Below are 21,763 nucleotides of genomic sequence, written 5' to 3'. Positions count from 1 at the left end.
ACTAAATCAACCAAAAAAATGCCCACCGAAGTGAGCATTGTTGGTTCTAAAAGGAATTAATCAGGTAAAGCATAGGCAACTAAATAATCACCCATTTTGGTACCAAACGAACCATGTCCTCCAGCCATAATAACCACATATTGTTTGCCATTTATTTCGTAGGTCATTGGTGTTGCTTGTCCCCCTGCTGGTAGACGTGCTTCCCACAATTTATCACCATTCGATACATTGAATGCACGAATATAATTATCTTGTGTTGCAGCAACAAACATTACATTACCAGCCGTTGATATCGGTCCACCTAAGCCTGGCACACCAATTTTCACAGGTGGTAATTGGAACAGATTTGGTAAACTGTCACGAATCGTACCAATACGTTTTTTCCATACAACATCGTGAGTTTTCAAATCCACACCAGCAACAAAGCCCCACGCAGGTTGTTTACATGGCAAGCCAAATGGTGACAAGAACGGACTGATATCAACCCCATAAGGCGTACCATACATTGGTTGCATGCCATGCTCAGTACCCGCACCACGCGCAACAGCTTGACGATTTGGATCTGCTGGAATCAAACGACTTACAAAAGGTAATCCAATTGGATTCATCACAGCGACTTGACGGTCAGCATTCACTGACATCCCGCCCCATTCAAACACACCTAAGTTACCAGGGAAAACTAAAGTTCCATTCTCAGAAGGTGGTGTATAAATGCCATCGTAATTGAGACGTTTGAATTTCACACGGCACATTAACTGATCCAACATGGTGGCACCCCACATGTCTTTATCGGTTAATTTATCTTTTGGTGCTAAATTGAAATCAGAAAATGGTTGTGTTGGTGAATAAAACTCACCCTTGGTCTGTGGTCCCCATTTTACTGTTTGCGGCACTGGCTTTTCTGTAATCGGTACAACAGTCTCACCTGTTCTCCGATCCAACACAAATACGTTACCTGTTTTTGTTAGTACATAAATCGCAGGAACCGTCTGACCAGATTTATCTTGAATATCAGCTAAAGATGGTTGTGATGGTACATCCATATCCCACAAATCATGGTGTGTGGTTTGGAAATGCCAAACAAGCTTACCTGTGGTTGCATTGATGGCAAGCATTGCGTTTGCGTAACGCTCTTTCAACTCGGTACGATCACCGCCCCAGATATCAGGTGTACCCACACCAGTTGGGACATAAACAATATCAAGTTTCGCATCATAAGCAAGTGGTGCCCATGCATTTGGAGAGTTATGAACAAATGTTCCACCTTCACCCGGTAAAGCATTTGGATCTTCAGCACCCGTATCAAATGCCCATAGCAATTTACCAGTATTCACATCATAGCCACGAATCACACCTGATGGCTCTTGGCTCGAATGGTTATCTGTTACTGAACCTGCAATCACAACAGTCGTCCCAGTCACAATACCAGGAGAAGTCGGATTATAGCCGCCCGGATAAGCATATGGCATGAATTCTTGTAAATTCACCTCGCCATTTTCACCAAAATCTGAACATGCTTTGCCCGTATCAGCATTTACAGCAACTAAACGACCATCATTGACAGGAACAAAGACTTTTCTTGGACACTCGGTTGAACTCGACTTTTTAGCCTGTAAACTGGTTGCAAACTTAGTCGTATTATCCGCATCGTAGTACATCACACCACGGCAGGTTAAGTGTTGGAAAGTTTTATCCGATTTCAGCTTTGGATCAAAACGCCACTTTTCTTCACCTGTTCCAGGATCAATTGCTATTAAATGCTGATGTGGAGTACACATAAACAGATTATTGCCAATTTTAATTGGAGTCACCTGATTCGTTGTTTCACCTGAATCGTGCTCAGTTCTAAAGTCGCCGGTACGGAAAGTCCAAGCCACTTTCAGATCTTTGACGTTTTTATCATTGATCTGTGTGAGTGGTGAATAACGCTCACCGCCCTGACTGCGACCATATGCAGGCCAATCTTCAGGTGCGATCCCCTCTAATGCTTTCGCTTGTTCAGGCTGTGGCGTTTCAATAACGCCATTAATTTCTTGTGGATCATTAAATATTGAATACACCATCACCACAATTGCAATGGCTAAAGTAGATGATAAAGCCACTTTACTTGAGGTTAAGTTGTCTATACCACGTGTAACTGCTGGTACTAACAACCACAAGCCTAAAACACCTAACACATCAAGGCGTGGTGCAAGTGCCCAGAAGTCTGTACCCACTTCCCAAACACCCCAAATTACACTCCCTAGCATTAGAGCCGCATAGACCCATAATGGACCAGAAGCACATTTATGAAGTTGAACTGCGACAATAAGTAACAGCACACCTGCAATTATATAATAAAAAGACCCGCCTATTGCTGCGAGCCAGATACCGCCAACGAGCAAGAACAATGCAATGAGGGCAATGATAATTACCGTCAATGTTCTAAGCCCAGATTTTGAAGCAGATTGATTCATACGATCACCCTTGCATCTTTAGTATTTTAGATACGATGAAGCAAATCACTTCACCTCATCGTCAAATTCAAATCACAATGAAAACTTGCAGATGTAATCCATTGAAATGAACTAAATCTGCAAAATTATTCAAATCAAAAAATTAGAAGACTGTTTGGAACTTAATTCCACCAACCCAAGTTTTGTCACCATTTTTAAGTGCACCGACGTGATGTACGTATTGGATATTTGGACGAATCGTCAACCAATTCGTAGCGTGAATGCCGTAATACAACTCAGTGTTATATTCTTCATCCAATAAACTATTATTTTTATCATTGGCATGAATACGCGCTACACCAAGCGCCAACTCATCTTGTGGGCGCTGATCCAATAGACCTTTATAAATCAAACCAATATTTTGCATATCTTTGACTGCATTGGTTTTTGAATCATGAACCGTCACATTCACAAAGCCCGTCAAACCACGATCAGACTGACCGTCGTGACTAGTCAATTGTTGCTTTGCAGTAAACCAACCACCTTGTTTATGTGAGGTTTTCGCTGGGTTGGCAATTTCCACAGCATCGGCGGTACTGTAGTAATAGCCAAAACGATATTCGCCAGAAAGTGACTGCGCACCGAGTTTCGGTGTCCAAACCAATTCTGCTGGAATAATGGCACCATGTGATCCATCAGTACTTAGATTGAAGCCTTTGCCACGTTGCAAATTTTCAGGGTTATATTCATACGCTCCAATCTGCGCATACAAGTCAGGTTGGAAATTGTATTTGACGCGCAATGCCCACTGACTCACTGGCCAGTTGTACCATTGATCACCGACCCAGTTGCCCACTTGTGAACCGCATAATGCTAAATTTTGGAAATCACAGTCAAAACTATTAAAGTCAGCACCTTCGCCAAATCGACCAACTTTAATATCTAGTGCTTGATCCAAAAATTTCTTTTTGACCCAAAGCTCTGTTAAACGCCATGTTTGACCACGCCCCCAAACTTCTTGTACCGAACTTAAATGTCCTTGTAGACCATCTGCCGTTTGAGAAAGAGATTGGCCATCACGATAAGTTAAAGTGATTTGGGCCTCTGTATCTTGCCAACCTAAAATTTTATTTAGATCAAAGTGAGTACCTAATGCCAGTTGACCTGTGTATTCATTTCCACGATTAGAATACTGTTTAGAATCTAAAACCCCTGCAAATTCGCCTGTGTAATTCGCAGAAAAGTTATAACCCTGTTCTTGTAACGCTGTGCGTTGACCGTTCCAATCACCAAACAACCATTGACCATTTGGATCAAATGCGGGAGATGCTGCTTGAGTATGGTGTGTGAAAAGACTCAATGATAGAACGGATAAACAAGAAACAATCATAGATTTGGAGATTGTCATGTTTACGTAACCTTTTATGTTATTGTGTATAAAAGGTTACTCTTATTTTTAAATTACAATTTATTCAAAATGTTAACGATCTGTACAATATTTTAACATTCAGTGATCATATGCGCATATTTTCTACCATTTCCCTTTTCCCAAAGCTTGCCCTATAAATTGATACTTCATTTGAGAGCGAGAAAACTTAATCGGACAAGCTAACTGAGGTTCTGTTTGAGATGCATTTTCCGATAATGGTACATCAACGACCCAGCCCCGTTGCTGTGCCATTGGTGAAACTAATGCTTCATCTAAACTAAGCACTGGTTCTACACAAATATCTAAGCTTTGAAATACCTGCTGCCACGCGGCGAAATCTTGAGTTTTAAATTTATCCTTCAAAGCTTGTTTCACTGCTTGACGATCTTCTGAATCAAAAGATGCACCTTTTGCCAAAAGTATCGGTAAATCTAGAGCAGTAGCTAATCCAGCCATAAATTGTGGCTCTAAGCTCCCCACTGAAAAATAGCGACCATCTTTTGTTTCATAATAGTCATAAAAACTTGCACCATTGAGCATGCCTTGTTCAGGACCTTGTGGCGTTTGTCCTGCCAAGCTCGCTGAAGCAGCCATACTATTTAAACTCGCCACACAATCGGTCATCGAAATATCAATGTATTGCCCGATACCACTACGTTGACGTTCAATCACTGCCGCAAGAATACCAATCACTGCATGTAATGAACCACCAGCAACATCTGCGATCTGAATTCCAAGTGGTGGAGGTCCACCATCTTGACGCCCACAATGACCCGAAACACCAGCAAGCGCTAAATAATTAATATCATGTCCCGCACGGTCTTTATAGCTCCCTGTTTGACCATAACCTGTAATGGAGCAGTAAATTAAGCGTGGATTGATCTCTGCCAGCGTTTCATAATCCAAACCTAAACGGCGCATCACATCAGGTCGAAATTGCTCCAGCACAATATCAAAATCTGAGATTTTATTTTTAATGAGCTCAATACTCGCTGGATTTTTAAGATCCAATGCAATCGACTGCTTATTTCGATTCAGATAACTATGTGCAGTGGCCTGACCGTTCGCATAAGGTGGCATAATCCTTACTAAGTCTGGACGAGTCGGTGATTCAATATGGATAACTTCTGCACCCATGTCTGCAAGATACATACTTGCGAATGGACCAGGTAACAAAGTAGAAAAATCTAGAACTTTCAATCCTTTTAATGCAGATGGCATGATAATTTTTACTCATTTTGTTTAAATTTTCTTTTATACTAGGTAGGGATAAACATAAAAACAATGTCATGTTCAGCCATTTACCTTGATAGTTTCGGCAATTTAACATGTACGCATTGAGCAATTATTTTTTCTTGTCAATTGCCATAGGGCTTGTTAATTGATCAGATATACATTGCGTTGTTGGCAAAAATTTTATCAGACGAGGCATGAAACGAAAGGAATGACAATTCATTTCCGAGTTTCATAACGAAGTCTGAGACAATTTTGGTCACAACCCTACGGGACAAAGACATTTTACTTGCGGAACATTGTTCCTCATACTGCGTTATGTCTTGTTCATTTAGAGGCACTAAATCTCACAAGCCATGCCTTGTATCATCTAAAAAATGTCTATTGTCGCAACTATATCTGATCAACTAACAAGCCCTTTTATTTTAGACGGTTATTTAGGTCAATTATCGTGAATAGTAAAGAAACTGAAGGATTCAATATGAGCCGTGATACGATCAGCATCCACTTCGTGAATGCGGCTTTAACAGGTGTGAAACGCCTAGGCATGGACGTTGAAACATTACTTTCACATGTCGGTATAGAAGCAGAATTATTGCGGCAACCTAAAGCTCGAATCTCCCCTGAGCAATATACTCGCTTTGTTAAAATGTTATGGATGGTGACCCAAGACGAACATGTCGGTTTTGATATCCAACCCCGTCGTTTAGGTACATTTGCAATTATGTGCCAATTGATTATTCATTCTAAAACACTCGGTCAGGCACTAGAGCTTTCATCACAATTTTACAAACTGTTTGGTGACGAATGGTCCGTTAGTTTAGAGCGTGACAAACATGAAGCGCGCTTAGTTCCTCACATCCCAAAATCACTCGATCCTGATCATTTTATTACTGAAAGTATGCTGATGATTTGGCATGGTCTTGCATCTTGGTTGATTGAACGTCGTTTGCCCTTGGAACGCGTACATTTTGGTTATGAGCGTCCAAGCCATGCCGATGAGTATGATGCATTATTCTTCGCACCAGTGATGCAGTTCGATGCACCTCGTACCGAGATCACATTTGCCGCAGATTACCTTGACTTGCCAATTCGTCAAGATGAAAACACTTTAGAAGAGTTCTTAAAAGCAGCGCCAGCGCAGCTTCTAGTGAAATTCAAAAATACCAACTCGCTCACTTCTCGTATCCGCGATGTATTGAAGAGTCAAATTGGTGAAGAAATGCCGACACTCAATGATGTAGCGTCGATGTTGTATTTATCTCCTCAAACCTTGCGTCGTCGTTTAGCTGCCGAAGGTAAGAGCTATCAAGGTGTCAAAGATGCGCTGCGTCGTGATGCTGCGATTCACTTATTGTTAACACCGAATCTCACTTTAGAAGATGTTGCTCAACAAGTGGGCTTCAGTGAAACCAGTACCTTCCACCGCGCCTTTAAAAAATGGACAGGTGTTACCCCTGGTTTATATCGTCAGTTGCATGGGCATCATTCATAAAAATCACTACATGGATCGTTTAAGAATATTTAGGCGATCCATTCATTGAATTAAGAAATTCTGCTGCTTCTCTCGGAGAAGTTAATTGAATAAAGCGAATATGTTGATATTCGGGATTTTCCATCATTGCGAGATACTTTTTTCTATTTTTAGCATGATGACTGATCATCCATAAAATAATGGAATCCTTAGAAAGGAAACTGGACTTAAAACTTTCTCGATTATTCGAGTTTGGCCATAATTTTTTCTGTGTCACAGCTCTAGTAATTGCTCGTTTGATTGATCGATAAAGGTTGAATGAAAATGAGTAATCTAACCAAATAATCGTATCAATATATCTAAGCTTCAAATCTTGCGTTCGAGAATAATTACCATCAAGTATCCACCCACTAGAGGCTTGATCCATTCGATTTTGTAATTTAGAAAAAAATTCATCATCTGGCGTTTCTTGCCAATTATCCAACCAAAACAAGTCATCCATTTCGATATGAATCAACCCTAACTTTTTAGCAAGTTGGCGAGCAAAGGTCGTTTTTCCAGAAGCTGATGTTCCGACAACATTAATAAATTTCATCAGGATAATTTTGTTGAATTATGACCGTATATTTTACTTAATATTTCATCTTTTCAACAGTCAACTGAATTGGCGAAAAACATCAAACCTGCCAATGTTTATCATCATTGAACTGACACCTAAATTGAGTACACTCGAAGCACAATGATTTTAATTTAAGGCAATACAAGGAACAGCTATGAGCGAGGCCTATATTATTGATGCCATTCGCACACCACGCGGAAAAGGAAAAAAAGACGGCTCCTTACATGAAGTAAAACCAATTACTTTACTCACAACATTATTGAATGAATTACAACAACGCCATCAACTCGACACATCTAAAGTCGATGATATCGTTCTCGGTTGTGTGACACCGATTGGTGATCAAGGTGGGGATATTGCCAAAACTGCTGCAATTGCTGCAGGTTGGAATGATGATGTCGCAGGCGTACAAATCAACCGTTTCTGTGCTTCTGGTTTAGAAGCGGTGAACTTGGCAGCACAAAAAGTTCGTTCAGGTTGGGAAGATGTTGTGGTTGCTGGCGGTGTGGAGTCAATGTCACGCATTCCAATGGGTTCTGATGGTGGTCCATGGGCGCTTGATCCAGAAACCAATTTGAAATCGTCTTTTGTTCCACAAGGTGTAGGTGCAGACTTAATCGCAACTTTAGATGGTTATAGCCGCGCAGATGTAGATGCATTTGCGGTCGGTTCGCAACAAAAGGCTGCTGCCGCTCAAGCAAATGGTTATTTCGATAAATCAGTTGTACCTGTGAAAGATCATGCAGGTGTAACAATTTTAGAAAAAGATGAATTTATCAAAGGAAATACCACAGTTGAAGGTTTAGCAAAACTGAATGCTAGCTTTGAAATGATGGGTCAAATGGGCTTCGATGCTGTTGCTTTACAGAAGTATCCTGAAGCGCAAAAAATTAATCACGTTCATCATGCAGGTAACTCATCAGGTATCGTAGATGGTGCTGCGGTGGTGTTATTGGCTTCTGAAAAAGCAGTCAAAGAGCAAGGTTTAAAACCTCGTGCCAAGGTGCTTGCAACTGCATTAGTCGGTACAGATCCAACCATTATGTTGACTGGTCCTGCCCCTGCTGCACGTAAAGCATTAGAAAAAGCAGGCTTGAGCATCGACGATATTGATTTATTTGAAGTGAATGAAGCTTTTGCAGCTGTGGTGATGCGTTTTATTACAGAACTGAAAGTTCCTGCTGAGAAAGTCAACGTCAATGGTGGTGCAATTGCGATGGGACATCCATTGGGTGCAACAGGTGCCATGATTCTAGGAACTTTACTAGATGAATTAGAGCGTCAAGGTAAAAAACGTGGTCTAGCAACATTATGTGTCGGTGGTGGTATGGGTATCGCTACCATTATCGAGTTGGTGTAAGGAGAGCAACATGAGCGCTATTAAATACGAAAAAAACGCTGACAATATTGTAATTCTTACACTTGATTCATCCGGTCAATCTGCAAACACCATGAATGCAGAGTTCCGTGATGCTTTAGATGAGGTCAGTCAAAAGCTTAAAGCTGAAACTGATCTGAAAGGTATTATTTTCCGTTCAGCTAAGAAAACCTTCTTTGCTGGTGGTGACTTAGATGAACTGATTCAGGTACAACCTGAACACGCCACTGAATTTTTCAAGATGATTGAAAAACTCAAAGGTGACTTACGCACAATCGAAACTTTAGGTGTGCCTGTTGTTGCAGCTTTAAACGGTACTGCGCTTGGCGGTGGCTGGGAAATCGCTTTAGGTTGTCATTATCGTATTGCCATCAATGATCCAAAAACTAAATTTGGTTTACCTGAAGTGACTTTAGGTTTACTTCCAGGTGGTGGTGGTATCGTCCGTATGGTACGTTTGCTGGGCTTACAAAATGCATTCCCGTTCCTCATGGAAGGTAAGCAATTTGGTGTCGATAAAGCAAAATCTCTTGGTTTGGTACATGACACGGCTGAGAATGAACAAGAGCTGTTAGAAAAAGCGATTGCTTGGGTGAAAGCCAATCCAAAGTCACAGCAACCATTTGATGTGAAAGGCTACAAAATCCCTGGTGGCGATCCTAGAACGCCTGCGGTTGCGCAAGTGCTTGCAATTGCCCCTGCTATGTTACGAGACAAAACCAAAGGCTGTTATCCAGCTCCTGAAGCGATCATGGCGGCGGCAGTTGAAGGTGCTCAAGTTGATGTCGATACTGCACTTCGTATTGAATCACGTTACTTTACACAACTGACTGTCGGTCAAGTATCGAAGAACATGATTGGTACATTCTGGCATGGTCTAAATGCAATTAAATCAGGTGCGAGTCGTCCTGCTGAAGTTGCTAAATGGCAAGCGAAGAAAGTCGGTGTTTTAGGTGCAGGTATGATGGGTGCTGGGATAGCCTACTCAACCGCAATCAAAGGCATTCCTGTCGTACTCAAAGATGTGTCTGTAGAAAATGCAGAGAAAGGCAAAGCTTACTCGCAAAAATTACTTGATAAACGTGTTTCACAAGGTCGTATGACAGCAGAAAAACGTGATCAAGTGTTAGCGCTTATTACTGCTACCGCTGATGCAGCTGATCTACAAGGCTGTGACTTAATCATTGAAGCAGTATTTGAGAATCAAGAACTCAAAGCCAAGGTGACTCAAGAAGCTGAACAGTATCTAGCTGAAGGTGGAATCTTTGCATCGAACACGTCTACCTTACCGATCACAGGTCTAGCAACCGCAAGCAAAGATGCCAAAAACTTTATTGGCTTACATTTCTTTAGCCCTGTAGACAAAATGCAATTGGTCGAAATCATCAAAGGCAAAGAAACTTCAGCTGAAACATTAGCGAAAGCCTATGACTTTGTTCAACAAATTGCGAAAACACCAATCGTGGTCAATGACAGTCGTGGTTTCTTTACCAGTCGTGTGTTTGGTACGTTCATTCAAGAAGGTATGCGTCTACTTGCTGAAGGTGTTCATCCAGCCAAAATCGAAATGGCAGCTCTCAAAGCAGGCATGCCTGTAGGTCCTCTTGCGATTCAGGATGAAGTATCTTTAACTCTGACTGAGCATGTTGCAAGCGAAACGCGCAAAGCACTGCAAGCTGAAGGGAAAGACTTACCGAAAACTCCAGTAGATGAAGTGGTCCACACCATGATTCACGAGCTGAATCGTAAAGGTAAAGCTGCTGGTGCAGGCTTCTATGAATATCCAGAAAATGGCAAAAAACATTTGTGGGATGGACTCAGCCGCTGGACAAAAGAAAATGATATTTCTGAACAAGATATGATTGATCGTTTCTTGTTTGTTCAAGCACTGGATACCTTACGCTGCTATGAGGAAGGTGTTCTAGAGTCAGTGATTGATGCCAATGTCGGTTCAATTTTCGGAATCGGTTTTGCACCTTGGACTGGCGGTGCGATTCAATTCTTAAATCAAAACGGGATTGAAAAATCATTGCAACGTTCAGAAGAATTGGCTACTCAATATGGTGAACGTTTCACTCCACCGCAACTGCTGAAAGACAAAGCGCAAAAGAAGGAAATTATTCAATAATTCATTTCTTTTTATAAGCTTAAAGCTCATGTCAGTATTGATTACCGATATGAGCTTTTTACTATTCGACAAAATCACTGCAAAACTTCTGCCTAATTCATCACAAATTGTGCTATAAATCTCCCTAATTCTGCTTTCTTTTTTGTCCTTTGGAAATTTGTCTTATGTCTGAGAAATTATGCCCAGAAACTTCACCTTGGGGGTGGAAAGCGCTGATTATCACGATCATTCTAAGCTTTATTTTTATGGTGATTTTTTACTTAGCCATCACCAATGAACCTGATTATATGCCAAGCCAAAAGCAAACTAGCAGCCAACAACATGCTTTTAAAACAGCACCTGCAATGTCGCCAGAAGCATTAGAGGCAGCTAAAAGCAATACAGCAACAGCAACTACAGCTGCCCAAGCAGAATCTCATCAACACTAAAGAGCTATTGTCGAACATGATAAATCCGTGTTAAACAGGGGTTTATCATGGTATTCGAGATTTTCAATGCTTCAACAAAATCGTCAGGCACTGGTCGTTGAAGGTGGTGGAATGCGCGGCGCATTTACCAGCGGTGTCTTAGATGCATTTTTACAGCAACAATTTAATCCTTTTGATCTCTGTGTTGGTGTCTCCTCAGGCTCAACTAATGTTGCAAATTACTTAGCTGCTCAACAGGGTCGAACACTACAAATTTATTTAGATCATTCTCTTCGTTCAGAATTCATTCATTATGGACGCTTTTTTAAAGGCGGTGATTTACTTGATCTAAAATGGATGTGGGATATGGTTGAGAAAGAAAATCCACTCAATCAAACCCAACTATTTGCCAATCATCCTGAATTTTATATGGTGCTTACTCACGCTATTTCTGGTGAGGCGACTTATATCAAAGCATCTAGAGATAATATTTTGGATGGCTTAAGGGCATCGAGTTCGATTCCTGTATTGACACGTCAAGCGGTTGAAGTGTTTGGTGAACCTTATTTCGATGGTGGCGTTGCTGATGCCCTTCCAGTCCATTGGGCAGCACAACAAAATCATGTTTCTAAACTCATGGTATTACGTACTCGCCCTAAAAAATACTATAAAGCGAGTAATAGAGGCGATCAGTTCCTCGCGAAATATTTGTTTAAACAACAACACGGTTTTGCACGTAGTCTTTTAACGCGAACCCAACGCTATAATGATTCAGTTCAGTTTGTTCGAACACCATCAGGACAAAAAATCTTGGAAGTATGCCCCCCAGATTTAAAAAATATGGCAGGTCGACTCACCAAGAACAAATCTAAAATCCGCTATAGCTATGATGTTGGTATCGAAACTGGCCTAAAGGCGATAGAAGATTGGCACAAGCTATAACTTCGAAATCAATGTAATACCTTTTAATGTAATGGCGAGATGACGCTGCTTTCAGCCGCTCGCCAAATTGAACAACTCAATAACATATCTCTCCCTATTGAAGCACATAGAAGAACTTCATATAGATACTTGGCAAGCAAGCTAAAAAAGGCGCAAAATTACGTTTTCTTTATTTTTTGGATTTTTTCATGAGCAATCAACCATCTCCACAAAAAGACTCAAATGAAACAGTATTGGGATGGAAGTTTGTCATTATTGTTGGGGTACTCAGCACCATTTTTTTAAGTTTTTTCTATTTAGCGATGACCCAAGAACCTGATTATATGCCTGGCGCGCAACGTAAAGCACAGCAACAGCAAGAGCTTTCTCAGGAAGTCGCTCCTGCAAGCTCCGAAGTGGCTGCACAACCTAAACAATAGTCAGATCGATAAATGCCAATCTTATAGGTTATACCTTTCCTGTGATCGGCATGATCATTTCAATATGTGGAATGCCGCACTCATCATATTCATCGCCTTGTGCCACGAAACCTAATTTTTCATAAAATGAAGTAGCGTGCGTTTGTGCAGAAAGCTGTAAAAATGGACGGTTTTGGGATTTAGCATAAGCAATCATTTCCAACATGATCAATTGTCCGATGCCCTGACCTCGATATTCCTGCAATACGGCAACACGCCCTAAATGATGATCAGGTAACAATCGAGCGGTGGCAATCGCTTGATCTTGTGCATAGACGACAAAATGTTCCGACACTTGGTCTTGATCGTCCCATTCATCTTGCTCAGGAATGTTTTGCTCATTGATAAACACAAACTCACGAATGCGCTGGGCATCCTGCTGTAGTTGCAATTGATCCCATTGACCATGTTTCACAACAAAACGATTCATCTCTTGTCCCATTAACACTTACAACCTACATTTTCGATAAGCATTTGATCCTGCAATAACAACTCTAAACTTTGCTTTTGAATGCCATACATCGTTTTTAATGCTTGTATTTGCTGCAAAATTTTAGCATCAGGCTGCTGAATATCTTTGCGCTTGGTCGCCAAAATCATTTTGTTCTTACTAGTATGTTCTAATGAGACAAACTCGAAGACTTTAGTTTCATAACCGTAAGCTTTGAGCAATAAAGCCCGCAAAGTATCTGTGAGCATTTCAGCCTGCTGCCCAGCATGAATACCGAATTGCAGCATCGGTTGTAACACTTCTGGACTCTTAAGTTGAGGTCTTAATTCTTTATGGCAACATGGTGCGCACATGATCATTGATGCATTGAGACGAATCCCAGTATGAATCGCAAAATCAGTTGCAATATCACAAGCATGTAATGCGATCATGACGTCTAACTTTTCAGGTTGGTAACTCCGCACATCCCCTTCGAAAAAATCAAGATGATTAAACCCAACGTCATCTGCAACTTTCTGGCAAAACTCAACTAAATTCGAGCGTAATTCCACACCTGTAATCAGGGGCGTTTTTTGTTGGGCTTGTAAATAGTCATATAAAGCAAAGGTTAAATAGCCTTTGCCAGAACCAAAGTCAACGATATTCAGTTCTTGTTGAGAAGCATCAATTTGAGCATAAGCATTGGAAAATATCTCAATGAATTTATTGATCTGTTTCCATTTTCGCGCCATGCTTGGAATGACTTGCCCTTTTTCATCTGTGATACCTAGATGTTTTAGGAATGGGCTTTGCTGCTCTACATAACGATGCTTTTCTCGATTATGCTGACGTTGCTCTATTTCCATCGACAAGGGTTGTCTTTTTTGCACATTGAGCATTGCTTTCTTTTTATTTTTCTTGAGTTGGGCTTCTTGATCAAGCGCGAATAAATTAGCCTGTTTAGATTGTGCCAATAGTTCAGCAATTTTCTCAATCCCTTCATTCATCGAATAGTTTTTAGTAATGTCTTGGGTTTTATGATGATATAAACAAGATAAAGTGGCTTGCCCCTGCAACTCAATAATCCGAAATGTCATTTTTTCTAAATCTGTCATTTCGCCTTTGTACTGACTCAAAATCAGACGATCAAAGCTTTTATTTTCAATTGATTGCTGGATATCCAAGAAAAATTGTTGTTCTTGTTCAAAAGAAAATTTCGGCGCAAACATAATGAAAACCTGACAAATAGAAACTAAATTCTAAAGCGTCTTACTTTAAAAGGGAAATTGCATTACGATACAGTTGTATTTTTATGCAAAGCTTATTGCGATGAACATGAACTCAATGTTGAATTATGATCCAAAAGAAGAACGACTCAATGCATATAGTCATGGTATCGGTGCAATATTAGCTTTAATTGCCTCGGTATTTTTAATTATTAAAGGGAGCTATCTTCCCTTGGGCCAATGGATCAGTCTATGGGTCTATGGCTTTAGTTTAGTATTGCTACTCAGCAGTTCAATGCTTTATCACTTCGCACAAGATGAAACCAGACGATATTGGTATAAGAAACTAGATCATACCGCGATTTACTATCTGATCGCGGGCACCTATACCCCCTTTCTCAGTATTGCCATTCCAACAGCCAAGGCGCACTATCTTCTAATTGCGCTTTGGGTGATTGCATTTATTGGCACCCTATTTAAATTGGTGTTTATTCATCGCTTTCAAAAACTGTCATTAGTAGCTTATCTGGTGATGGGTTGGTTAGCTGTATTATTGATGGATGACATGCAACGTTATTTATCCAAAGATGCTCTACAACTGCTGATTGCAGGTGGATTGGCTTATACCATCGGTACATTGTTTTATGCCTTAAAAAAGGTAAGATATACCCACGCAATATGGCATATCTTTGTGCTACTAGGAGCAGGTTTACATTTTCTAGCGATCTATTGGTATGTGCTGTAAGCAAGCATTTTGCTGGCATTCATTACATTCAATTCCGAAGTAAGCCCCGCATTTTATAAGGAACATCTAAGGCGAACACTTCGTATTTTGTCTTAGATCATTAGAATTAAGGTCATCTATGTCGTCAAACTCTATGGCTGCCACTGGTGAGGTGGCAAGCAATTCAAAAACACGTGTACTGTTTGCAAGTCTCGTTGGTACCACAATTGAGTTTTTTGACTTTTATATTTATGCCACTGCCGCAGTCATTATTTTTCCACATCTGTTCTTTCCAGCAAGTAGTGGAAGCGCAGCCTTACTCCAGTCATTAGCCACCTTTGCAATCGCATTTATTGCCCGCCCCGTCGGCGCTGCACTTTTTGGTCATTTAGGCGATCGGATCGGACGTAAAGCCACCTTGGTTGCAGCACTATTGACCATGGGTGTTTCAACTGTCTGTATTGGCTTGTTGCCTACTTATGCTCAAATCGGCATTGCTGCCCCCCTATTATTAGCCTTATGCCGTTTGGGACAAGGACTGGGCTTAGGCGGTGAATGGAGTGGTGCGGTGTTACTCGCGACTGAGAATGCGCCAGAAGGTAAACGCGCATGGTATGGCATGTTCCCTCAATTAGGGGCACCTATTGGATTTATCCTTGCAACAGGTTCATTCCTCTTGCTTGGTGCATTCATGACGGAACAAGCATTTATGACTTGGGGATGGCGTATTCCTTTTATCGCGAGTGCTGTTTTAGTTTTAGTCGGTCTATACATTCGCTTGAAATTACATGAAACACCAGCTTTTCAAAAAGTTCTGGATAAACAAAAAGAAGTAAATGTTCCATTTAAAGATGTCATGACCAAGCACTTGTCTAAATTGATTCTTGGGACGATTGCTGCAATTTGTACATTTGTGGTGTTCTATCTCACCACTGTTTTTGCACTGACTTGGGGAACTACACAGCTTGGCTATACCCGTACTGAATTTTTGCAATTACAGCTTATAGCGACTTTATGTTTTGCTGGCTTTATTCCTTTATCAGCGATTTTAGCGGAGAAAATCGGTCGTCGAACCACGTCGATTGCTGTCTGTATTTTAGCTGCATTGTTTGGTTTAGTCTTCGCAAGCTTGCTTGATTCTGGTAGTCCTGTATTGGTGTTTTTATTCTTGTGTATCGGGTTATCGATCATGGGACTGACTTATGGTCCAATTGGCACAATCTTGTCTGAACTGTTCCCAACGTCTGTACGTTACACGGGTTCGGCACTGACCTTTAATCTAGCAGGCATCTTTGGTGCCTCTTTTGCACCCTACATTGCCACTAAACTTGCTGAAAATTTTGGTTTACAAGCAGTCGGTTATTATCTCAGTGCCGCGGCATTATTATCTCTGATTGCTTTTTTATTGATCCGAGAAACTAAAAATATCGATGTAAATAACCAAATCTAATCACGCATAAAACATCAGGTGAGCATCAAGCGATGCTCGCCTGAGTGACCTTTTATCGTACAATTAAAGACCTTTCCAACTTGTATCTATAACCATACTCGTCCAAATATATTTTGTGCTAAACTAACCGCCTCCCATTTTTAGACTATTGTGCTTATGTACGCAGTGATTATCATTGCCGTATTTTTGGTTAGTTTCTTATATACTTATTTTCGTGGTAAAGAACGATTAAAAATATCTCGGCAACTATTTGACCATTCTACATTTTTAGCGCCTGTAAACATGTTTATGACTGGTTTTTCTAAACTCCCAAACCAGCCATTTTTTGATGTGGCGCAATTCCCTGAACTCAAACCATTACAAGATAATTGGGAGGTGATTCGGGAAGAAGCCATTCAACTACAAAATCAAATCAAAGCATCCGAAAAAAATAATGATGCGGGCTTTAATACTTTTTTTAAGCGTGGCTGGAAACGTTTTTATTTAAAATGGTATCAAGATAGCCATCCATCAGCGCAACAGCTTTGCCCAAAGACTGTAGCACTACTTGAAAGTATTCCATCGGTTAAAGCAGCAATGTTTACTGAGTTGCCATCTGGAAGTTACTTGGGTAAACACCGTGATCCATATGCAGGTTCAGTACGTTATCACTTGGGTTTAGTCACCCCCAATAGTGATGACTGTTTTATCGAAGTTGATCAAGAGCGTTATAGCTGGAGAGATGGTGAAGCAACCGTTTTTGATGAAACCTATGTACATTGGGCACATAATCAAACGGATCAAACTCGTATCATCTTATTCTGTGATATTGAGCGCCCAATGAAATGGGGCTGGGCGCAAAAATTCAATCATTGGTTTGGTCGTAATGTGATGTCAGCAGCCAGTTCACCCAACGATGATCAGGATAAAACAGGATTTATTAACCGTATCTTCAAATATGGTTATGCTATTCACCACTATGGTCGTGGCTTGAAAGCGCGTAATCGCCCACTCTACTATGCTTTGAAATGGTTAATGTTTGCGATCATTATTGGTTTGGTCTTACTGCCAAGTTTTTTATAAGATAAGCACGCAATAAAAAAGAGATGCGAATGCATCTCTTTTTTTACATAACAATCAATTAATTGCTTGTTGCTGCTTGAGCACTAGCTGTTTGCGGTGCTTGGGCATTGGCTGTTTGTCCAGCGGCTGCATTTGCAGCTTGTACAGCTGCTTCACCAATTAAAGCAATCTTGGCTTTTTCTTGGCTTTTTTCAGACAAAGCAGGATTTGATGCCACAATACGATTAATATTTGCTGAGTTTGCTGGTGCAATCGCAGCAGTTTGCAAGACGATTGGACGGTTGCCCGTATCACCTAAGGTATAGCGAATCCCAGTACGAGGACTAATCACTGTCGTCACATCGTGCTTTACTTGTGCCTGAGCAGAAGTCTCACCTTTTGCAGCCTGTACTTTTTCCACTGTTGTGGTTTGAGGCGCATCTTTTGCAAATGCAAAACTTGATACTGCTGCACTTGCCAAAATTAAAAGTTGTAATGGTTTTTTCATTGTCTTCCCGCTTTTAATATCAATTCAATCAAGAACTGTAAGTTCGATAATCAAACTACAAAGCTTGACTCGACTCAAGTAGTTTATCGTAAAAAAAGCAGAGCCTATGCTCTGCTTTTTAATGAAGGCAACTCCAAATTAGAGTTTACCGTGACATTGTTTGTATTTTAAACCAGAGCCACATGGACAAGGTGCATTACGACTTTCAGGTACTGGGAATGCTGTATTGTTTGCCAGTTCTGTTTCTTCAGAAGCAGTCACTTCACCCGTTAAACCATCGACCTCATCATGCTCAAAAGAAAGACGCATCGATTCAGCTTGGCGTTGCTGCTGTGCTTCCATTTCTGCTAGCTCTTCAGCTGTTGGAACATGTACACGAGATAAATCAGTTACCACATCCGACTTAATCACACCCAACATATTCACAAACAAATTAAAGGCTTCTTTCTTATATTCTTGTTCAGGATTTTTCTGTGCATAACCACGTAAATGAATCCCTTGACGCAAATAATCCATCGCTGCCAAATGATCTTTCCAATGGCGATCCAGTGAATTTAGCATAAAGTGGCGTTCTAACATCACTGCAGATTCAGCGCCCATTTGTTCACGGCGTTGACGATAGCGGTTTACAACCTCATCTGAAATACGAGAAATCAAACCTTCTTCGTCTAAACGGCGATCTTGGTTTAACCATTGCTGTACAGGTAATTCAATGCCGAGATCCACTTTTAAAGCATTCTCTAAACCTTCGATATCCCACTGATCATGAACTGACTCTGGTGGAATAAAGTTAGCAATCACCCCTTTAATAACTTCACGATGCATTTCTTCGATGTAATCTTGCAAAGTACTTTCAGCGAGAACTTCATCACGTTGTGAATAAATAATCTTACGCTGTTCGTTGTTAACATCGTCGTACTTCAATAAGTTTTTACGAATATCAAAGTTACGCGCTTCAACTTTACGTTGTGCATTTTCAATCGAGCGACTCACCATTTTATGTTCAATGGCTTCATTTTCTTGCAAGCCCATTGCGCGCATCATGGCAACAACACGATCACCTGCGAAAATACGCATCAAATCATCTTCAAGCGACAAATAGAAGCGAGAAACACCAGGATCACCTTGACGACCTGCACGACCACGTAGCTGGTTATCAATACGGCGTGATTCATGACGTTCAGAACCAATGATATGTAAACCACCTGATGCTAATACATCTTCATGGTCTTTTTCCCATTGTGCTTGCAAACGTGCTTCATCTTCAGGTGTCGGATTTTCAATTTTAGCCAGCTTAGCTTTCCAGTTACCACCAAGCAAAATATCTGTACCACGACCTGCCATATTAGTTGCAATGGTTACCGCATTCGGGCTACCTGCTTGCGCGATAATATCTGCCTCACGCTCATGCTGTTTCGCATTTAGGACTTCGTGATGAATACCTGCCTGTAATAATTTTGAAGACAGGATCTCGCTTGCTTCAATCGTTGCAGTACCAATCAGAATAGGTGCTACACCCTTCTGACGAATATTGGTAATTTCTTCAATAATGGCATTGTATTTACCATTGCGATTTAAATAGATTAAATCATTATGGTCGATACGCACCATTGGTCTATGCGTTGGAATGATCACCACATCCAAGCCATAAATTTCTTTCATTTCCGCTGCTTCTGTATCAGCAGTACCTGTCATACCTGAAAGCTTTTTATACAGACGGAAATAGTTCTGGAATGTCGTCGTTGCAAGCGTTTGGTTTTCTGGTTGAATTTCCATGTTTTCTTTGGCTTCAACCGCTTGGTGCAAACCTTCTGACCAACGGCGACCTGGCATGGTACGACCAGTACTTTCATCCACAATAATCACTTCTTCTTTTTGCGTTTGTGGATTAATGCCAATGATGTAGTGCACGTTCTTTTGATAAAGATAATGTGCACGAATCGCTGCCGTTACATGATGAACCAAATTTAGATTTGTTGCAGAGTAGAGACTTTCACCTTCCGCTAACAAACCCATCTGAATCAATTCTTGTTCAACAGTTTCATAGCCGATTTCAGTCATTTCAACTGAACGTTGCTTTTCGTCTACCCAGAAATGCCCACCATCCGCAACTTTTTCTTCTTTCTGAGGTTTTAATTTTGGAGGAATACTGTTGATTAGCTGATATAAATGAGAGGAATCTTCACTCTGCCCTGAAATAATCAATGGTGTACGTGCTTCATCGATCAAGATTGAGTCAACTTCATCAATGATCGCATAGCTCAGACCACGCTGCTTTTTCTCTTGTAAAGAAAAAACCATGTTGTCACGGAGATAGTCAAAACCAAATTCGTTATTGGTACCGTAAGTAATGTCTGCAATATAAGCTTGCGCTTTCTCATCAGGCATTTGCATAGAGTAAATTACACCAATACTCAAACCTAAAAATTCGAATAATGGACGGTTTAACTCCGCATCACGTTGTGCCAAGTAGTCATTCACGGTAATGACGTGAACGCCTTGACCACTCAACGCATTGAGATAACAGGCCAAGGTACCCATCAAGGTTTTACCTTCACCTGTACGCATTTCAGCAATTTTACCTTCATGCAAGGTAATACCACCGATTAACTGCACATCATAATGACGCATACCCATGACACGTTTAGCAGCCTCTCGACAGACCGCAAAAGCTTCAGGCAGTAATTTATCTAGACTTTCACCGTTTTGGAAACGTTGTTTGAATTCTGGAGTTTTTGCAGAGAGGTCTGCATCGTTAAGAGTAGATATCGTCGGTTCAAGCGCATTGATTTGTTCAACAATTTTACGCATGCGTTTGAGCTCACGCTCATTTTTAGTACCGAAGATACCTCCGATCAGACTTGCCAACATGAATAAACTCTCTAATCCTGTTTGTTATAAGGTTTGGAAATATCAACAAACCTTAGGTCGGTTAATTTTTTCTTAGCTGTTATTATGGAGTCAGAAATAAGAACTACAAGTGCTTTACGTTCAAACAGCAAAAAAAACTGCAAAATGATTCTGACATCATGCAACCAAAGATCGTTAATGTAGCAAATTTACCTTTCCGTTACATCGATTTAAATGTGAATTTCTGATGATTTTTATACCATAGCGCCTACATTCATATATTAAAAAATGATAATAAAATGAAAAAACAATAATTTTGTTTATAAGCAAAATACTGCATATTGGGTTATCGCATTATTAAATAACATAGAGTTAAGGAGTAGTCATGACATTACGTTTAGGTGATATCGCGCCAAATTTTCAACAAGCATCAAGTGAAGGCACGATTGATTTTTACGAATTTTTAGAGGATGGCTGGGCAGTTTTATTTTCACATCCAGCTGATTTTACTCCTGTCTGCACCACCGAACTGGGTTTTACAGCAAAACTCAAAGATGAATTTAATAAGCGTGGTGTTAAAGCAATTGCTCTTTCAGTCGATGACGTAGACTCACACCAGCGTTGGATTGAAGATATTAATGAGACACAAAATACGACAGTGAATTTTCCAATCATTGCAGATAAAGACCGTAAAGTATCCGAGCTCTATGGCTTTATCCATCCCAATGCCAGCGAAACCTTAACCGTTCGTTCGTTGGTGATTATTGATCCAAATAAAAAAGTTCGCCTAATCATTACCTACCCAGCCTCTACAGGACGAAACTTTCATGAAGTATTACGTGTCATAGACTCGCTACAATTGACAGATCATCACAAGGTCGCAACGCCAGCCAATTGGCAACAAGGTGAAGATGTGGTGATTATCCCTTCGCTTAAAGATGAAGAAGAAATCAAACAACGGTTCCCTAAAGGTTATAAGGCGGTGAAACCTTATTTAAGATTGACTGCTCAACCAGAATAATAAAAAACAG

Annotated in this window: 18 protein-coding genes; 10 read left to right on the top strand and 8 right to left on the bottom strand. The window is 40.6% G+C overall.

What is annotated here, in order from left to right:
• Positions 1-56 precede the first annotated feature (56 nt).
• The 3 genes from AAC851_RS12285 to AAC851_RS12275 all read right to left on the bottom strand — a co-directional run bounded on the left by AAC851_RS12285 (position 57) and on the right by AAC851_RS12275 (position 5,085).
• Positions 57-2,456, bottom strand: coding sequence for a glucose/quinate/shikimate family membrane-bound PQQ-dependent dehydrogenase (locus tag AAC851_RS12285; protein WP_160126904.1), 2,400 nt, complete (start codon positions 2,454-2,456; stop codon positions 57-59).
• 142 nt (positions 2,457-2,598) lie between these two features.
• Positions 2,599-3,822 (bottom strand): carbohydrate porin, encoded by a 1,224-nt coding sequence (locus AAC851_RS12280; protein ID WP_171057902.1) that lies wholly within the window; start codon positions 3,820-3,822, stop codon positions 2,599-2,601.
• 144 nt (positions 3,823-3,966) lie between these two features.
• Positions 3,967-5,085 carry a CaiB/BaiF CoA transferase family protein gene (locus AAC851_RS12275; protein WP_160126903.1) on the bottom strand — a complete coding sequence of 373 codons (1,119 nt, stop codon included), beginning with the start codon at positions 5,083-5,085 and terminating at the stop codon, positions 3,967-3,969.
• A 493-nt stretch (positions 5,086-5,578) separates the two neighbouring features.
• On the opposite strand from AAC851_RS12275, the gene AAC851_RS12270 reads away from it, so the two are divergent.
• Positions 5,579-6,592, top strand: coding sequence for an AraC family transcriptional regulator (locus AAC851_RS12270; protein WP_005083262.1), 1,014 nt, complete (start codon positions 5,579-5,581; stop codon positions 6,590-6,592).
• Positions 6,593-6,611: 19 nt separating this feature from the next.
• Here the strand turns inward: AAC851_RS12270 and AAC851_RS12265 are convergent, their stop codons facing one another.
• Positions 6,612-7,166 carry an AAA family ATPase gene (locus AAC851_RS12265; protein WP_125501455.1) on the bottom strand — a complete coding sequence of 185 codons (555 nt, stop codon included), beginning with the start codon at positions 7,164-7,166 and terminating at the stop codon, positions 6,612-6,614.
• 178 nt (positions 7,167-7,344) lie between these two features.
• Between AAC851_RS12265 and AAC851_RS12260 the strand changes: the two genes are divergently transcribed.
• The 5 genes from AAC851_RS12260 (at position 7,345) to AAC851_RS12240 (ending at position 12,464) form a co-directional block, all read left to right on the top strand.
• Positions 7,345-8,550 (top strand): acetyl-CoA C-acetyltransferase, encoded by a 1,206-nt coding sequence (locus AAC851_RS12260; protein WP_004908831.1) that lies wholly within the window; start codon positions 7,345-7,347, stop codon positions 8,548-8,550.
• A 10-nt stretch (positions 8,551-8,560) separates the two neighbouring features.
• Positions 8,561-10,696: a 3-hydroxyacyl-CoA dehydrogenase NAD-binding domain-containing protein gene (locus tag AAC851_RS12255; RefSeq protein WP_340600909.1), complete on the top strand. Its 2,136-nt coding sequence runs from the start codon at positions 8,561-8,563 to the stop codon at positions 10,694-10,696.
• Positions 10,697-10,860: 164 nt separating this feature from the next.
• The gene (locus AAC851_RS12250) at positions 10,861-11,124 is read left to right on the top strand and encodes a hypothetical protein (RefSeq protein WP_004640698.1); all 264 of its coding nucleotides are present in this window, start codon (positions 10,861-10,863) and stop codon (positions 11,122-11,124) included.
• 66 nt (positions 11,125-11,190) lie between these two features.
• A complete protein-coding gene (locus tag AAC851_RS12245; protein WP_340600908.1) occupies positions 11,191-12,045 on the top strand; it encodes a patatin-like phospholipase family protein in 855 nt (284 codons plus the stop codon).
• 188 nt (positions 12,046-12,233) lie between these two features.
• Positions 12,234-12,464, top strand: a complete 231-nt coding sequence (locus AAC851_RS12240) for a hypothetical protein (RefSeq protein ID WP_004640700.1) — start codon at positions 12,234-12,236, stop codon at positions 12,462-12,464.
• A 28-nt stretch (positions 12,465-12,492) separates the two neighbouring features.
• Here AAC851_RS12240 and AAC851_RS12235 read toward each other — a convergent pair whose 3' ends face one another.
• Both AAC851_RS12235 and AAC851_RS12230 read right to left on the bottom strand, forming a co-directional pair.
• Positions 12,493-12,933, bottom strand: a complete 441-nt coding sequence (locus AAC851_RS12235) for a GNAT family N-acetyltransferase (protein ID WP_340600907.1) — start codon at positions 12,931-12,933, stop codon at positions 12,493-12,495.
• 11 nt (positions 12,934-12,944) lie between these two features.
• On the bottom strand, positions 12,945-14,162 hold the full coding sequence (locus AAC851_RS12230; protein ID WP_340600906.1) for a class I SAM-dependent methyltransferase: 1,218 nt from the start codon (positions 14,160-14,162) through the stop codon (positions 12,945-12,947).
• Positions 14,163-14,262: 100 nt separating this feature from the next.
• Between AAC851_RS12230 and trhA the strand changes: the two genes are divergently transcribed.
• The 3 genes from trhA (at position 14,263) to lpxO (ending at position 17,395) form a co-directional block, all read left to right on the top strand.
• A complete protein-coding gene (gene trhA, locus AAC851_RS12225) occupies positions 14,263-14,904 on the top strand; it encodes a PAQR family membrane homeostasis protein TrhA (protein ID WP_026056297.1) in 642 nt (213 codons plus the stop codon).
• A gap of 118 nt (positions 14,905-15,022) precedes the next feature.
• The gene (locus AAC851_RS12220; protein ID WP_125501441.1) at positions 15,023-16,333 is read left to right on the top strand and encodes an MFS transporter; all 1,311 of its coding nucleotides are present in this window, start codon (positions 15,023-15,025) and stop codon (positions 16,331-16,333) included.
• 156 nt (positions 16,334-16,489) lie between these two features.
• A complete protein-coding gene (lpxO, locus tag AAC851_RS12215; RefSeq protein ID WP_004640707.1) occupies positions 16,490-17,395 on the top strand; it encodes a lipid A hydroxylase LpxO in 906 nt (301 codons plus the stop codon).
• Between the two features lie 58 nt (positions 17,396-17,453).
• Here lpxO and AAC851_RS12210 read toward each other — a convergent pair whose 3' ends face one another.
• Positions 17,454-17,882, bottom strand: coding sequence for a hypothetical protein (locus AAC851_RS12210; RefSeq protein ID WP_340600905.1), 429 nt, complete (start codon positions 17,880-17,882; stop codon positions 17,454-17,456).
• Between the two features lie 138 nt (positions 17,883-18,020).
• Complete coding sequence (gene secA / locus AAC851_RS12205) at positions 18,021-20,753, bottom strand: preprotein translocase subunit SecA (RefSeq protein WP_075314868.1); 2,733 nt, start codon at positions 20,751-20,753, stop codon at positions 18,021-18,023.
• Positions 20,754-21,117: 364 nt separating this feature from the next.
• Here secA and AAC851_RS12200 point away from each other — a divergent pair, with 364 nt between their 5' ends.
• The gene (locus AAC851_RS12200; protein WP_004640715.1) at positions 21,118-21,753 is read left to right on the top strand and encodes a peroxiredoxin; all 636 of its coding nucleotides are present in this window, start codon (positions 21,118-21,120) and stop codon (positions 21,751-21,753) included.
• Positions 21,754-21,763 lie beyond the last annotated feature (10 nt).

This window comes from Acinetobacter sp. HZNU-JH01 (assembly GCF_037996845.1).
Taxonomy (GTDB): Bacteria; Pseudomonadota; Gammaproteobacteria; order Pseudomonadales; family Moraxellaceae; genus Acinetobacter; species Acinetobacter haemolyticus.
This window is presented reverse-complemented; position numbering and strand designations above follow the sequence as displayed.

Bases quoted from the DNA above. Each gene is read 5' to 3' on its own strand.
- AAC851_RS12275 (WP_160126903.1), bottom strand. From the start codon at position 5,085: ATGCCATCTGCATTAAAAGGATTGAAAGTTCTAGATTTTTCTACTTTG.
- AAC851_RS12240 (WP_004640700.1), top strand. From the start codon at position 12,234: ATGAGCAATCAACCATCTCCACAAAAAGACTCAAATGAAACAGTATTG.
- AAC851_RS12255 (WP_340600909.1), top strand. From the start codon at position 8,561: ATGAGCGCTATTAAATACGAAAAAAACGCTGACAATATTGTAATTCTT.
- AAC851_RS12285 (WP_160126904.1), bottom strand. From the start codon at position 2,456: ATGAATCAATCTGCTTCAAAATCTGGGCTTAGAACATTGACGGTAATT.
- AAC851_RS12245 (WP_340600908.1), top strand. From the start codon at position 11,191: ATGCTTCAACAAAATCGTCAGGCACTGGTCGTTGAAGGTGGTGGAATG.
- trhA (WP_026056297.1), top strand. From the start codon at position 14,263: ATGAACATGAACTCAATGTTGAATTATGATCCAAAAGAAGAACGACTC.
- AAC851_RS12260 (WP_004908831.1), top strand. From the start codon at position 7,345: ATGAGCGAGGCCTATATTATTGATGCCATTCGCACACCACGCGGAAAA.
- secA (WP_075314868.1), bottom strand. From the start codon at position 20,753: ATGTTGGCAAGTCTGATCGGAGGTATCTTCGGTACTAAAAATGAGCGT.
- AAC851_RS12220 (WP_125501441.1), top strand. From the start codon at position 15,023: ATGTCGTCAAACTCTATGGCTGCCACTGGTGAGGTGGCAAGCAATTCA.
- lpxO (WP_004640707.1), top strand. From the start codon at position 16,490: ATGTACGCAGTGATTATCATTGCCGTATTTTTGGTTAGTTTCTTATAT.
- AAC851_RS12210 (WP_340600905.1), bottom strand. From the start codon at position 17,882: ATGAAAAAACCATTACAACTTTTAATTTTGGCAAGTGCAGCAGTATCA.
- AAC851_RS12235 (WP_340600907.1), bottom strand. From the start codon at position 12,933: ATGAATCGTTTTGTTGTGAAACATGGTCAATGGGATCAATTGCAACTA.
- AAC851_RS12200 (WP_004640715.1), top strand. From the start codon at position 21,118: ATGACATTACGTTTAGGTGATATCGCGCCAAATTTTCAACAAGCATCA.
- AAC851_RS12265 (WP_125501455.1), bottom strand. From the start codon at position 7,166: ATGAAATTTATTAATGTTGTCGGAACATCAGCTTCTGGAAAAACGACC.
- AAC851_RS12270 (WP_005083262.1), top strand. From the start codon at position 5,579: ATGAGCCGTGATACGATCAGCATCCACTTCGTGAATGCGGCTTTAACA.
- AAC851_RS12230 (WP_340600906.1), bottom strand. From the start codon at position 14,162: ATGTTTGCGCCGAAATTTTCTTTTGAACAAGAACAACAATTTTTCTTG.
- AAC851_RS12250 (WP_004640698.1), top strand. From the start codon at position 10,861: ATGTCTGAGAAATTATGCCCAGAAACTTCACCTTGGGGGTGGAAAGCG.